General features: G+C 66.9%; 12 protein-coding genes. 10 read left to right on the forward strand and 2 right to left on the reverse strand.

The features are described from left to right. Nucleotides 1-35 precede the first annotated feature (35 nt). Nucleotides 36-779, reverse strand: coding sequence for a pseudouridine synthase (locus A9976_RS06710; RefSeq protein WP_183018365.1), 744 nt, complete (start codon nucleotides 777-779; stop codon nucleotides 36-38). Between the two features lie 53 nt (nucleotides 780-832). Continuing rightward, a complete protein-coding gene (locus A9976_RS06715) occupies nucleotides 833-2,503 on the reverse strand; it encodes an MBL fold metallo-hydrolase (protein WP_183018366.1) in 1,671 nt (556 codons plus the stop codon). Between the two features lie 126 nt (nucleotides 2,504-2,629). Between A9976_RS06715 and dapF the strand changes: the two genes are divergently transcribed. The 10 genes from dapF (at nucleotide 2,630) to rsmH (ending at nucleotide 13,254) form a co-directional block, all read left to right on the forward strand. Then, nucleotides 2,630-3,490: a diaminopimelate epimerase gene (dapF, locus tag A9976_RS06720; protein ID WP_183018367.1), complete on the forward strand. Its 861-nt coding sequence runs from the start codon at nucleotides 2,630-2,632 to the stop codon at nucleotides 3,488-3,490. Then, on the forward strand, nucleotides 3,487-4,200 hold the full coding sequence (locus tag A9976_RS06725) for a DUF484 family protein (RefSeq protein ID WP_183018368.1): 714 nt from the start codon (nucleotides 3,487-3,489) through the stop codon (nucleotides 4,198-4,200). The genes dapF and A9976_RS06725 overlap by 4 nt, the downstream gene beginning before the upstream one ends. A 14-nt stretch (nucleotides 4,201-4,214) precedes the next feature. Further along, nucleotides 4,215-5,306 (forward strand): tyrosine recombinase XerC, encoded by a 1,092-nt coding sequence (locus tag A9976_RS06730; RefSeq protein WP_183018369.1) that lies wholly within the window; start codon nucleotides 4,215-4,217, stop codon nucleotides 5,304-5,306. A gap of 134 nt (nucleotides 5,307-5,440) precedes the next feature. Continuing rightward, nucleotides 5,441-6,556: a GTP-binding protein gene (locus A9976_RS06735; RefSeq protein WP_183018370.1), complete on the forward strand. Its 1,116-nt coding sequence runs from the start codon at nucleotides 5,441-5,443 to the stop codon at nucleotides 6,554-6,556. 531 nt (nucleotides 6,557-7,087) lie between these two features. After that, complete coding sequence (dksA, locus tag A9976_RS31860) at nucleotides 7,088-7,582, forward strand: RNA polymerase-binding protein DksA (RefSeq protein WP_183018371.1); 495 nt, start codon at nucleotides 7,088-7,090, stop codon at nucleotides 7,580-7,582. A 45-nt stretch (nucleotides 7,583-7,627) separates the two neighbouring features. After that, entirely contained in the window at nucleotides 7,628-9,409 is a 1,782-nt protein-coding gene (locus A9976_RS06745) for an STAS domain-containing protein (protein WP_183018372.1), read from the forward strand. 124 nt (nucleotides 9,410-9,533) lie between these two features. Further along, nucleotides 9,534-10,079: an ATP-dependent protease subunit HslV gene (hslV, locus tag A9976_RS06750; protein WP_012203389.1), complete on the forward strand. Its 546-nt coding sequence runs from the start codon at nucleotides 9,534-9,536 to the stop codon at nucleotides 10,077-10,079. A 111-nt stretch (nucleotides 10,080-10,190) separates the two neighbouring features. Beyond that, nucleotides 10,191-11,510 carry an ATP-dependent protease ATPase subunit HslU gene (gene hslU, locus A9976_RS06755; protein WP_183018373.1) on the forward strand — a complete coding sequence of 440 codons (1,320 nt, stop codon included), beginning with the start codon at nucleotides 10,191-10,193 and terminating at the stop codon, nucleotides 11,508-11,510. Between the two features lie 370 nt (nucleotides 11,511-11,880). After that, on the forward strand, nucleotides 11,881-12,309 hold the full coding sequence (mraZ, locus tag A9976_RS06760) for a division/cell wall cluster transcriptional repressor MraZ (RefSeq protein ID WP_183018374.1): 429 nt from the start codon (nucleotides 11,881-11,883) through the stop codon (nucleotides 12,307-12,309). Between the two features lie 15 nt (nucleotides 12,310-12,324). Beyond that, nucleotides 12,325-13,254 (forward strand): 16S rRNA (cytosine(1402)-N(4))-methyltransferase RsmH, encoded by a 930-nt coding sequence (gene rsmH / locus A9976_RS06765; RefSeq protein ID WP_183018375.1) that lies wholly within the window; start codon nucleotides 12,325-12,327, stop codon nucleotides 13,252-13,254. The last annotated feature ends 29 nt before the right edge of the window (nucleotides 13,255-13,283 follow it).

Raw genomic sequence — 13,283 nt, forward strand, 5'->3', positions numbered from 1 at the left:
AAAGTGCTGCCCGGCGCGCACCCGGCAATGCCGGCCTAGAACCGCTCCCAGGGCATCAGGTAGCGCCATTGGCCCTCGGGCACCTTGGCCAGAGAGAGGCGGCCAATGCGCAGGCGGCGCAGGCTGACCACGCGCAGGCCCACTTCGGTGCACATGGCGTCGATCTCGTCGGGGGCGATGCCCTTGAGCGCAAAGCGCAGATGGTTCTCGTTCTGCCAGCTCACGCGGCAGGGCGGCAGCTGGCGCTTGCCGATCGGCAGGCCGGCCTTCATCAGCTCCAGGCCGTCCTCGTGGATCTGGCCCTCGACGCCGACGATGCATTCCTGCTCCAGCCACATGCCTTCCTCGCCCAGCTTGCGCGCCACGCGCTTGTCCTGGGTGTAGACGATGAGGCCGCTGGCCGGCAGCGGCAGGGGTAGGAAGGATTCGAGGTTCTTGAAGTGCTGGGCCAGCACCAGCAGCGGCATGGGCGTGTCCACCGCGGCCATGCTGGCTTCGCCCAGCAGGGAGTGGGCGCTGCGCACCCGGCCATAGGGCCGGCCCTGGGTGTAGCCCGCAGGCTTGTTCATCAGCAGGGTGACGGGCGGCACGGCCTCGGGCTGGGCGCCGCTGCGCAGCGTGACCTGCTGCTCGGGGCGCACGCGCGTCTCGGGCAGTTGCACGACCTTGCCGTCCACCTGGACGTTGCCGGCGGTGATATGCAGTTCGGCCTCGCGGCGCGAGCATTGTTCCTGTTCGGCCAGGCGCTTGGCCAGGCGAACGCTTTCAGATTCAGACATGCGCGCAGCTTAACCAGATACCAGGCCCCGCGCGCGTCGTCGGTCATTGCCGGTCATTGCCGCCCGCACAGCGCACGGATGCGCTCCACATGCGCCAGCAGCGAGCGCTCGGCAATCGGCCACAGCTGCGGCGGGGCGTCGTCATAGGCCAGGCGCACCCAGTCCTGCACGCTGCCGTCGGGCTGTCTTTGCATGGCGGCCAGCACCTTGGCCTCGCGCGCCAGCCGATGGGCCTTGAGTTTGGCGATCGCATGGCGCGCAAAGCCCAGCACATAGCCATGGGCCGGCAGGATGAAGCGCGCATCGTGCGCGGCGCACAGCGCGTCGAGCTTGTCCAGCGAATCGATGTAGTCGCGCATGTTGCCGTCAGGCGGATCGATGATGGTGGTGCTGCCGTTGAGGATGTGGTCGCCGCTGAACAGCAGGGCGTCTTCCTCCAGCACAAAGCACACATGGTTGGCCGCATGGCCGGGCGTGAACACGGCCTGCAGCGTGTGGGTGGTGCTGCCTTGCGCATCCTGCAGCACGATGCGCTGGCCGTCGGCCAGTGCGTAGTCGGGGGTGAAGCGGCTGGCCGGCCGGGCCGTGGGCGCCGAGGGCAGGCCGCCAATGGCGGGCCTGGGCCTGCCGGCCTGCACCGCCAGCGCCTGCAGCAGCGCGGCGCCCGGCGAGTGGTCGGCATGGGAATGCGTGCACAGGATGTGGCGTATGTCGCCGCCCGCCGCATCGAACAGGCGCTGCACATGGGCGGCATCGGCCGGGCCGGGGTCGATGGCGGCGTAGCCCGTGGCGGCATCGCCCACCAGATAGCTGTTGGTACCGGGGCCGGTCATCACGCCAGGGTTGGGTGCCGTCAGGCGCAGCAGGTTCTTGCGCAGGGGCACGGCGCGCTCGCTTTGCCAGTCCAGCGTGTGCAGGATCTGGCCGTCGGGGCAGACCATTTCCAGCTCGCCGAAGGGGGCCTCGTCCTCCATGTGGCGGGCTTCCTTGCCATCGAGAAAGCCTGTGCGCGGGCAGCACTGCCACAGCGGCTGCTCGCCTTGCAGGGCGGCGAACACGGCTTCGGTGCCCGCGAAGCGGCTGAGCCGGTCCAGCGTGCGGATGGTGGGGAAGATCATGGGGAAGCTGCCCGCGCGGTGGCGCTCCAGGGCTTCCTGCGGGCGCACCCAGATGGGCTCGAACTGTTCCGATCCGTCGGCGTCGGGTTCCTGATCTTCGGGCATGCGCGCCACGAAGAAGGGCACATCGAAGCGCCTGGGCTGGTCGCGGTCGGCCGTCCAGTGGGCCAGGTACCACAGCGCATCCACGGCCAGGCGCAGGCCGCGCGCCTCGCACTGGGGCACCAGCGGCGCCTTGCGGTCCAGCGTGGCCAGCTCGGCGGCAGATACCGGCCGGCCCTGGGCGTCGTGGGCCAGCAAAATGCCCAGTTCCTCGAAGGTTTCGCGCAGCCCGGCGATGGCCTGGGTGATGCGCAGTCCGTCGCCGGCCTGGACGGGGCGGGTGCTGGCGCAGGCATGGGCGGCCTCGGCCGCGTCCTGGGCCTCGATGCCGCCGCCCGGGAAGACATAGGCGCTGGGCACGAAGCTGGCCTTGGGCGAGCGCCGCGTCATCAGCACCTCCAGCCCCTGGCCATCGGCGCGGTCGCGCAGAAGCAGGACGGTGGAGGCCTTGAGCGTGTCTACAGGCTGGCGCTGGGGGTGCAGGAGCTGGCTGGGGCGGGTCATGGGGGCATTATGCGGATTGGCCTGCATCCTGCTGTTGCGCCGGAGACGCAGGCGGCGGGACGGCGGTCTGCACCGGCGCATGCCCGGATTGCGCCATGACGGCGCCGTGCAGAGGATAATCGCGGGATGCAGATCCGCTTTACCAAGATGCAGGGCGCTGGCAACGATTTCGTGGTCCTCGACGAAACCGCCGGCCCGCTGGGCCTGAGCGCAGCCCAGTACCGCTTTCTGGCCCATCGCCAATTCGGCGTGGGCGCCGACCAGATCCTCACGGTGCGGCCCTCGCCCGCCGAAGGCATCGACTTCGAATACGTGATCCACAACGCCGACGGCGGCGAGGTCGAGCAGTGCGGCAACGGCGCGCGCTGCTTTGCGCGCTATGTGCACGACAAGGGCCTGACGGAAAAGTCCGTCATCCGCGTGCAGACGCTGGCCGGCCTCATCGCCCCCGAGCTGCATGCCGATGGCCGCGTCACCGTGGACATGGGCCAGCCCGTGCTGGAGCCCGCCCTGGTGCCCTTCGACGGCACAGGCCTGGTTCCCCGCCCGCTGGGTGCGGCGCAGCAATGGCCCCTGCAGCTGGGCGACGAGGCCACGGTCTGGATCGCTCCCGTTTCCATGGGCAACCCGCATGCGGTGCAACTGGTGGACGATGTGGACCACGCCCCCGTGGCCACCTGGGGCCCGCTGATCGAGCGCCATGCACGCTTTCCCCAGCGCGTCAATGCGGGATTCATGCAGATCGTCGATCGCGGCCAGATCCGGCTGCGTGTGTACGAGCGCGGTGCCGGCGAGACGCTGGCCTGCGGCACGGGCGCCTGCGCGGCCGTGGTGGCCGGCATTCGCTGGGGACTGCTCGACGCGCGCGTCGATGTGCACACCCGCGGCGGCCGGCTGACCATCGAGTGGGACGGCGGCGCAGTGCGCATGACCGGCCCCGCAGAGTTTGTTTTTGAAGGACAGATCGAGGTTCCCGACCAGCCATGAACAGCACTACCGATATCGCCGTCACCGAAGAGACGATTGCCGACTACCTGCTGAACCATCCGGAATTCTTCGAGCGCCACGCCGAGATGCTCGCGCGTGTGCAGCTGGTCAGCAGCCACAGCCCGCGTACCGTCAGCCTGCAGGAACGCCAGGCCGAGATGCTGCGCGAGAAGATCAAGGGCCTGGAGCACCGCATCATGGACATGATGCGCCACAGCAGCGAGAACGCCTCCATCGGCGACAAGCTGCATGCCTGGAGCTGCGCCCTGGCCAAGGTCCAGGACCTGCGCGAACTGCCCCACGCGCTCACGGCCAGCCTGCAGCATGTCTTCGAGGTGCCCCAGGTGGCCCTGCGCCTGTGGAACGTCTCCGGCGCCCAGACCAGCAGCATCTACACCATGGGCGTCAGCGAGGACGCCAGGTCCTTTGCGGCGTCGCTGACCATGCCGTTTTGCGGCCCCAACATGGGCTTCGAGCCCGGCGGCTGGCTGGTCGATCCCGATGCGGCCCAGTCCCTGGCCCTGCTCACGCTGCATGACGGCGACAGCATCAGCCCGGCCAATGCCTTCGGCATGCTGGTGCTGGGGTCTCCCGATCCGCTGCGCTTCGAGGCCACCATGGGCACGGAATTCCTCTCGCGCATCTCGGCCCTGGCCAGCGCGGCCCTGTCGCGCATGCGGCCCGTGCCGCTGACCCTGGCGCGCGGCTGACCGGCTGAAAGCCCATGCCGGGAGCATCGGACATGGACGGGCTCCCGGAAGGCGACCTTCCGGCAGAGGATCTGGCGGCAGAGAACCTGACGGTGCTCCCCGCCGCCGTCCATGCCTATCTGGAGCATGTGCGCGTGCAAAAGCGCCTGGCCGACCGCACCTGCGCACTCTATGCGCTGGACATGGCCCGGCTTTGCGCCATGGCCCGCGACGCCGGCCAGGAGCTGCTGGCGCTGCAGCCCGCCCACATCCGCCGCTTCGTGGCCCAGATGCATTCCCGGGGCCGCAGTCCGCGCGGCATTGCGCTCATCCTGTCTGGCTGGCGCAGCTTCTTCCGCTGGGCAGCCCGGCAATCGCTGGTGCCCTTCAATCCCGTCGAGGGCGTGCGCGGTCCCAAGGCCCCCAAACCCCTGCCCAAGGCATTGGGCGTGGATGATGCCGTGCAACTGGCCGCCTTCGGCAGCGCCGACGCCGACCCCTGGATCGAGGCACGTGACGCTGCCATCACCGAACTGCTCTACAGCTGCGGCCTGCGCGTGGGCGAGCTGGTGGGCCTGGACGTGGCGCCCGGCCAGGATACGCAGCGCCAGGGCCGTGGCTGGATAGATTTGCAGGCCGCCGATGCCCATGTGCAGGGCAAGGGGGGCAAGCGGCGCACCGTGCCCGTGGGCGCCGCCGCGCTGCAGGCGCTGCAGCGCTGGCTGGCCTTGCGGGAGACGGGCCTGGCTGGCGCGGCGGCCCAGGCGGCGCAGCAGGAGCCGGCGCTGTTCATCGGACGGCGTGGTGAACGCCTGGGCGCGCAGTCGGTCTGGGCGCGGCTGCGCCAGCGCGGCCAGCAGGCCGGCCTGTCGGCCGGCGTCCATCCCCATGTGCTGCGGCATTCGTTCGCCAGCCACATGCTGCAGTCCAGCGGCGACCTGCGCGCCGTGCAGGAATTGCTGGGCCACGCCAGCATCTCGACCACGCAGATCTACACGCGCCTGGATTTCCAGCATCTGGCCCAGGCCTACGAGAGCGCCCATCCGCGCGCGCGGCGCCAGAGTGGGGACGGCCGCGACAGTGGCGATGGCAATGGAGATAGCGATGAAAAGGGCAGCCTCCGATAAAAAAGGCCAAGCCCTCTGGCAAAACGGCACTTGACAGGCTCGCTAAACTTATTCGGAACGTCTTTTCGACAAGGCCCGTCCGTGGTGGACGGGCCTTGCCGCTTCCCTTTGCTGAATTTTCTGAAAGCAATTCCATGGCACTGATTCCCGTCACCATCCTCACCGGCTTCCTGGGCTCGGGCAAGACCACGCTGCTCAAGCGCGTGCTCAGCGAGTCCCACGGCATGAAGATCGCCGTGATCGAGAACGAGTTCGGCGAAGAGAACATCGACACCGACATCCTCAGGACGGAGTCCAAGGAGCAGATCCTGCAGATGAGCAACGGCTGCATCTGCTGCACCATCCGCGAAGACCTGCGCGAAACCCTGCAACTGCTGGCCGCCAAGCGCCGCAAGGGCCTGGTGGAGTTCGACCGCATCGTGATCGAGACCACGGGCCTGGCCGATCCCGGCCCCGTCGCCCAGACCTTCTTCATGGACGACGAGATCGCCGAAACCTATCTGATCGACTCCATCCTCACCCTGGTCGATGCCAAGCACGCCAATCAGCAGCTGGACGACCGCCAGGAGGCGCGCCGCCAGGTGGGCTTTGCCGACCAGCTGTTCCTGTCCAAGACCGACCTGGTCAGCGAGGACGAGAAGAACGCGCTCATCCACCGCCTCAAGCACATGAACCCGCGCGCGCCCATCCGCGCCGTGCATTTCGGCGAAGTGCCCCTCAACGAGGTCTTCGACCTGCGCGGCTTCAACCTCAATGCCAAGCTGGACATCGATCCCGACTTCCTCAAGGAAGACGACCACGACCACGGACATGACCATGGCCACAAGCATGAGCATGACGAGCACTGCGGCCACGACCATGGCCATGAGCACGACGAGAACTGCGGGCACGACCACGTCCATGACCACGAGCATGGCGAGCACTGCAAGCATCCGCACCACCATCACCACGATGACGACGTCAAGAGCTTCGTCTATCGTGCCGACCGTGCCTTTGACCCGGCCCGCCTGGAGGACTTCCTGGGCGCCATCGTCAACATCTACGGCCCGCGCATGCTGCGCTACAAGGGCGTGCTGAACATGCAGGGCACGGAGCGCAAGGTCATTTTCCAGGGCGTGCACCAGCTCATGGGCAGCGATCTGGGACCGCAGTGGGCCGAGGGCGAAAAGCGCCAGAGCAAGATGGTCTTCATCGGCATCGACCTGCCCCAGGACATCTTCCTGCAGGGCCTGGAGCAGTGCCTGGTCTGATTTTTTGTGAACCTTTGTGGGCAATCGGAGGGCTTTTTGCTGACATCTGATTGACACAGGGGCCGCCACGCATGCGTGGGCGGCCCCTTTGCATTCCTGTGGGGTATGTGCAACGGCTTGCGCTCCTGTAGAGCATCGATACAATCGCGCCCCTGAAGAGAGCCCCCAAGCCCAATGGACTGCCCCGCAGGGGTCGCCCATACCGTGAGGAGACAGCAAGTGAGCGCCGAATCCAGCAAGAAGCCGTCAGTGGCCGCACCGGCCCCGGCTGCGAGCCAGAAGGCTGCGGTCCGCACTGCGGTCGGCGTTGCCGACCCGGCGTCCCTTGCTGACCGCAAAAGGGCTCTTTGCACGCACGCCCGCCGCACGGCCTGGATTGCCGCGCCCCGCCGCACGGGGAAGCCGGCAGGTTCCGCAACTGCGGCGATCGGCTGTCCTACACGGCATTCGACCCGGGTGCCCCGATTGACAGTACCATCCATGGCCCCGTCCGAAGCCCTCGGCGCGGACTAAGTTAGCGAAACCAACACTATGCCTACCACTACGCAAACGCCTTCGTCGGGATCGACGAAACGAGACCCCAAGCTGGCCAATGCCTGGAAGACCAAGTCGGTGGAAGAACTGACGGATGCCGAAGTGCTGGCCATGTCGGATGACGACTACATGAATGAGAAGCAGATGGCGTTCTTCCGCCTCAAGCTGCTCACTCTCAAGCACGACATGCACACCAACGCGGGCGAGACGGCAGAAAACCTGCGCGAGGACACCGTGGTGGTTCCCGATCCGGCCGACCGTGCCACCATCGAGGAAGAGCATGCGCTGGAGCTGCGCACGCGCGACCGCGAACGCAAGCTGCTCAAGAAGATCGAGCAATCCATTGCACGCATCGACGCAGGCGACTACGGCTACTGCGACGAGACCGGCGAGCCCATCGGCGTGGGCCGCCTGCTGGCCCGTCCCACGGCCACGCTGTCGCTGGAAGCCCAGCAGCGCCGCGAGCTCAAGCAGAAGATGTATGGGGATTGAGTTGCAGCAACGGCCTGCAGGCCGTCGGTGCTAATCTGACTCGCCATGGCAAAAGAAGAGAGCAGCAAATCGGGGGGATTGTTGTCCAAGGTGGTGCGCTTTGTGCGCCACCCCACGGTCAATTGGTCCGACCTCGACGGCCTGGACGGGGAGCAGGAAAGCCAGTACAGCAAGCAGGCGCTCAAGGAGATGATCGAGCGCAAGCGCCGCAACGATTTCGTGCGCAAGCGCGAGTTCGACCAGCTGCGCCGCCTGCGCCAGGCCGAGCTGCAACAGGCCTCCAGGCCGGGCAGCGCACCGGTCGGTGTGCCTGGCCCCGCCGCCCAGGGCTCGCAATTCCTCAGCAGCCTGCTGAGTTCCAAATCCTCCGGCGAACGCGCCGTCACGCTCAAGAAGATCGACGAGATCGAGGCCCAGATGTCCCAGCAATGGTGGCGGGGCAAGCAGGCGGCCGATGCAACCACCATCCCCATGACGCTGCCCGCGGGCGGCAACCCCGCTCCGGCCTCGTTTCGCAGGCAGCCGCCGCCGTCCGGGCAGATTCCCATGCTCAGCGACGTGGTGCCGCCGGCCATTGCCTCGGCCGGCGACGCGGCAGCCTTTGCCACCACCTTGCCCATGAGCCTGGCACCTGCGCCGCAGGTACCCTCCGTCTCTACGGCTCCCATCATCGACCCCGCGCCCATGGCCCGCCCCCTGCGGCCATTGGAGGGGGCGACCGATTTCCTGCCGGCCTTCGCGGCCACCGAGGTCTCCCCGCCGCAGCCCATGGACATGGTGCCGCCCTCCTTCGTGGTGTTCGAGCACGATCCCGACCTGGAAGAGCCGGCGATCCTCTTTGCCAATGGCGATGTGGATGGCGCCGAGCAGGGCATGCTGGAGCTGATCGACCGGCGCGATGTCCCCGCGCAGCTGCCGGTCTGGCTGGCCTTGCTGGACCTGTACCGTGCGGCCGACCGCCCGCTGCAGTTCGACAAGGCGGGCATCGAATTCGCGGCGCGCTTCGGCCGCTCCGCTCCCCAATGGTTTGCGATGCCGCAACAGCGCACCGCCCCGGTGGTGTCCATGCCGGGCGCAGCGGCAGGGCGCGGCTGGCGCTGGAGCGCACCTGCACAGATCACGCCGAGTGCCGTGACGGCGCTGAAGGCCTCCCAGGCCAAGGCTTCCAGCCCCTGGAACCTGGACTGGGCTGCCGTGGCCGGCATCGACGATGCAGCGGCCACGCCCCTGGAGGCGCTGCTGCAGCAATGGGCGGACTCCCAGGGCGTGTTCGTGCTGCTCAATGCGGACCGGCTGCTGGCGCTGCTGGGCACGCTGGCTCCCTCGGGCGATTCCAGTGTGGATACGCTGTGGTGGAGGTTGCGCATGGCGGTGCTGCGTTTGATGAACCGGCAGGATGATTTCGAACTGGTGGCGCTGGACTACTGCGTCACCTTTGAGGTCTCGCCTCCCCCGTGGGTGGACCCGGCCTGCCAGTGCCTGACGCAAGCCAGCGAAGCCGAGGGCGCGGATGCGCCCCTGCAGGCAGGCATTGCTGCCACGGCGGACGCCGTGCGATTTGCGCTTGTCGGCACCATCGAAGGCGATGCCTCCACCTGGCTGGACCCGGTGCAGGAAGGGGCCAGCCTGGGCGAGCCCGTGTTCATCGACTGCACCCAACTGGTGCGCATGGACTTTGCGGCGGCCGGCTCGGTGCTCAACTGGGCTGCCCACATGCAGTCGCTGGGCCATGTGCTGCAGTTCGGCCAGCTGCACCAGCTGGTGGCGGTGTTCTTCAACGTGATCGGCATCCAGGAGCACGCGCAGGTCACTCCACGGCGGGACTGATCCTGCCGCGCAGCGGCTGCGACATACCCCTTCCGGCAGGACGGCGCACCCGCCGCGAACAGGGCGTGGGCATTCTTTGAGCAGACCCTTGAGAAGGCCGCCTTCGCCCTCATCTGGCACCGCTATGGAACAGTATCACGGCACCACCATCATCAGCGTGCGCCGGCAGACCCCCGAAGGCGTGCAGGTCGCCATCGGTGGCGATGGCCAGGTCACATTGGGCAACATCGTCGTCAAGGGCACGGCACGCAAGGTGCGCAAGCTCTACCACGGCAAGGTGCTTGCCGGCTTTGCCGGCGCCACGGCCGACGCCTTCACGCTGTTCGAGCGCTTCGAGGCCAAGCTGGAAAAGCACCAGGGCCACCTGACGCGCGCGGCCATCGAGCTGACCAAGGACTGGCGCACCGACCGCGTGCTGCGCCGGCTGGAGGCCATGCTGGCCGTGGCCGACGCATCGGCCTCGCTGATCATCACCGGCAACGGCGACGTGCTGGAGCCCGAGCAGGGCATCGTGTCCATCGGCTCGGGAGGCGCCTATGCGCACTCTGCGGCCAAGGCGCTGCTGACCAACACCGAGCTGTCGGCCGAGGAGATCGTGCGCAAGTCGCTGGCCATTGCCGGCGAGCTGTGCATCTACACCAACATGCACCACACGGTCGAGACGCTCTGAGACCCTCGCGGCGCGGGCGGTTCTCGCCCGGCCATTGAAACGGATAGTCGCCAGCGGCCAGGCAACGGTAACGGAAGCGGGGCTGGCGGCGGAATGCATCGAATACACACCATGTCCTTTGCCATGACCCCCCAGGAGATCGTCTCCGAACTGGATCGCCACATCGTCGGCCAGGCTGGCGCCAAGCGCGCCGTTGCCATCGCGCTGCGCAACCGCTGGCGCCGCCAGAACGTGGCCGACGGCCTGCGCCAGGAGATCACGCCCAAGAACATCCTCATGATCGGTCCCACAGGCGTGGGCAAGACCGAGATCGCGCGCCGCCTGGCGAGGCTGGCCGATGCACCCTTCATCAAGGTCGAGGCCACCAAGTTCACCGAAGTGGGCTACGTGGGCAAGGACGTGGATGCCATCATCCGCGACCTGGCCGAGGTGGCCGTCAAGCAGACGCGCGAGGCCGACATGAAGAAGCTGCGCCTGCGCGCCGAGGACGCGGCCGAGGATCGCATCCTCGACGTGCTCGTGCCCCAGGCCCGCAGCGGCGAGGTGGCCGCCGACAACACGGCACGCCAGGTTTTCCGCAAGAAGCTGCGCGAGGGCCAGCTCGACGACAAGGAAATCGAGATCGACGTCGCCGACGCGCCGCCCCAGGTGCAGATCATGGGCCCCCAGGGCATGGAAGAGATGGCCGAGCAGCTGCGCGGCATGTTCAGCCACATGGGCCAGGAAAAGCGCAAGACGCGCAAGCTGCGCATTGCCGAGGCCATGAAGCTGCTGACCGACGAGGAGGCGGCAAAACTGGTCAACGAGGAAGACGTGCGCACCCGCGCCATCGCCAATGCCGAGCAGAACGGCATCGTCTTCATCGACGAGATCGACAAGGTGGCCACGCGCCAGGAAACCAGCGGCTCCGACATCTCGCGCCAGGGCGTGCAGCGCGACCTGCTGCCCCTGGTCGAAGGCACCAGCGTCTCCACCAAGTACGGCGTGGTCAAGACCGACCACATCCTGTTCATCGCCTCGGGCGCCTTCCACCTGTCCAAGCCCAGCGACCTCATCCCCGAGCTGCAGGGGCGCTTCCCGATCCGCGTGGAACTGGACTCGCTGTCGGTCCAGGACTTCGAGGCCATCCTCACCCAGACCCATGCCTCCCTGGTCAAGCAGTACCAGGCGCTGCTGGCCACCGAAGGCGTCACGCTGGAATTCACGCCCGAAGGCATCACCCGGCTGGCCGGCATCGCCTTCGAGGTCAATGAGCGCACCGAGAACATCGGCGCGCGCCGCCTGTCCACCGTGCTCGAGCGCCTGCTGGACGAGGTCAGCTTCGATGCGGCCAAGCTTTCGGGGCAGACCATCACCGTCGATGCGGCCTACGTGGACCAGCGCCTGCAGTCCCTGAGCCAGGACGAAGACCTGTCTCGCTTCATTCTCTGAAGCCTGTCCCGGCGGCCGAGCGGCTGCCACCGAAGTGACTGCCCGCATTGCCGGGCAGTCACTTTTTGTAGGAGGGTCACCCGAGTTGCAACCGGTCGCCGGCGAATTGAATCGTTGCAATTGCGTGCAGGCTTTGAGAGATCACTTGCAGTCAGTCATCTAAGTGCTTGTAAAGCCAGGGATTTTTGTCACGACTCACATTGCGTTCGGCCTCTAAGTTGTTGATTTCATTGCAAATAATTGTCCATTCCCGGGTTGTGAAACACCAAATTGCTGCTACAGTGCAAAAAAGTGCAATTAAGTGGTGAAAGTTGCCTTTGTGCCCCGATTTCCGGGACGCGATGGCTCCAACCGACCGGGGTGACTGACCGTGTTTCAAGGGGCGTCCTCGCTGAATCTCGATGGAAAGGGGCGGCTGTCTGTGCCGACCCGGCATCGTGACGCCCTCATGGCCATGGCCCAGGGCCAGGTCACCCTTACCAAACATCCCCATGGTTGCCTGATGCTGTTCCCGCGCACGGAGTGGCTGCAGTTTCGCGAGCGGATCGCGCAACTGCCCATGTCGGCGCAGTGGTGGAAGCGCATCTTCCTGGGTAACGCCATGGACGTGGACATGGATGCCACCGGCCGCGTGCTGGTGTCGCCCGAGCTGCGTGAGGCCGTGGGTCTGGCCAAGGAAGTCGTGCTGCTGGGCATGGGTAACCATTTCGAGCTGTGGGACAAGGCCACTTATGAGGCACATGAAGCGAAGGCCATGCAGGAAGAAATGCCCGCGGCCTTCCAGGATTTTGCTTTCTAGGAAAGAGGCGTTTTCTTGAATCAGCCGTTGCAACACATCACCGTTTTGCTCGACGAGGCCGTCGATGCGCTGCTGGACGGCGCCGCACAGCCCGTTGCCGGGCAATGGGTGGACGCGACCTTCGGGCGAGGCGGGCATTCCCGGCGCATCCTGCAGCGGCTGGGGCCGGATGGGGCCTTGCTGGCGTTCGACAAGGACCCGGACGCGATCGAAGAGGCAGCGCGCATCACCGATGCGCGTTTTTCGATTCGGCACGAAGGGTTTCGCCACCTCGGCGAGCTGCCGGCCGGCAGCGTGCAGGGCGTGCTGATGGACCTGGGCGTGAGCTCTCCCCAGATCGACAACCCCGAGCGCGGCTTCAGCTTCCGCTTCGAGGGTCCGCTGGACATGCGCATGGACACCACGCGCGGCCAGAGCGTGGCGGACTGGCTGGCGGAAGCCGATGCCCAGCAGATTGCGGAGGTGATACGTGACTACGGCGAAGAACGGTTTGCTGGCCCCATTGCAAAGGCGATTGTTGCTCGGCGCGAAAGCCAGGGGCCCCTTCGCAACACCGCGGAGCTTGCCGAGCTCGTGGCTGGCGCGGTCCGGACCCGCGAGGCTGGGCAGAACCCAGCGACACGCACATTCCAGGCTCTTCGGATTTTCATCAATGCCGAGCTTGAAGAGCTCGAACAGGCGCTAGAGGCCAGCCTGCGCGTGCTGGCGCCGGGCGGACGCCTGGTGGTGATCAGCTTCCACTCGCTGGAGGACCGCATCGTCAAGCAGTTCATCGCCAGGCACTCCAAGGAAGTCTATGACCGGCGCGCACCCTTTGCCGCACCCACGCCCATGCGCCTTGAAGCGCTGGGCCGCATCAAGCCCAGCGAGGCCGAGGTCGCCGCCAATGCGCGCTCGCGCTCGGCCGTGATGCGCGTGGCCCGCCGCACCGGGGTGCCTGCATGAGGCGCATGCACCGTCTGGCGCAAGAGGAG

Source organism: Delftia sp. UME58, from assembly GCF_014170385.1.
In the GTDB taxonomy this organism is placed as follows: Bacteria; Pseudomonadota; Gammaproteobacteria; order Burkholderiales; family Burkholderiaceae_C; genus Comamonas; species Comamonas acidovorans.

Excerpts from the sequence above, each read along its gene's own strand:
- hslU (WP_183018373.1), top strand. The coding sequence starts at position 10,191 with ATGTCCTTTGCCATGACCCCCCAGGAGATCGTCTCCGAACTGGATCGC.
- A9976_RS06730 (WP_183018369.1), top strand. The coding sequence starts at position 4,215 with ATGCCGGGAGCATCGGACATGGACGGGCTCCCGGAAGGCGACCTTCCG.
- A9976_RS06710 (WP_183018365.1), bottom strand. The coding sequence starts at position 779 with ATGTCTGAATCTGAAAGCGTTCGCCTGGCCAAGCGCCTGGCCGAACAG.
- A9976_RS06725 (WP_183018368.1), top strand. The coding sequence starts at position 3,487 with ATGAACAGCACTACCGATATCGCCGTCACCGAAGAGACGATTGCCGAC.
- hslV (WP_012203389.1), top strand. The coding sequence starts at position 9,534 with ATGGAACAGTATCACGGCACCACCATCATCAGCGTGCGCCGGCAGACC.
- A9976_RS06715 (WP_183018366.1), bottom strand. The coding sequence starts at position 2,503 with ATGACCCGCCCCAGCCAGCTCCTGCACCCCCAGCGCCAGCCTGTAGAC.
- A9976_RS06735 (WP_183018370.1), top strand. The coding sequence starts at position 5,441 with ATGGCACTGATTCCCGTCACCATCCTCACCGGCTTCCTGGGCTCGGGC.
- dksA (WP_183018371.1), top strand. The coding sequence starts at position 7,088 with ATGCCTACCACTACGCAAACGCCTTCGTCGGGATCGACGAAACGAGAC.
- dapF (WP_183018367.1), top strand. The coding sequence starts at position 2,630 with ATGCAGATCCGCTTTACCAAGATGCAGGGCGCTGGCAACGATTTCGTG.
- A9976_RS06745 (WP_183018372.1), top strand. The coding sequence starts at position 7,628 with ATGGCAAAAGAAGAGAGCAGCAAATCGGGGGGATTGTTGTCCAAGGTG.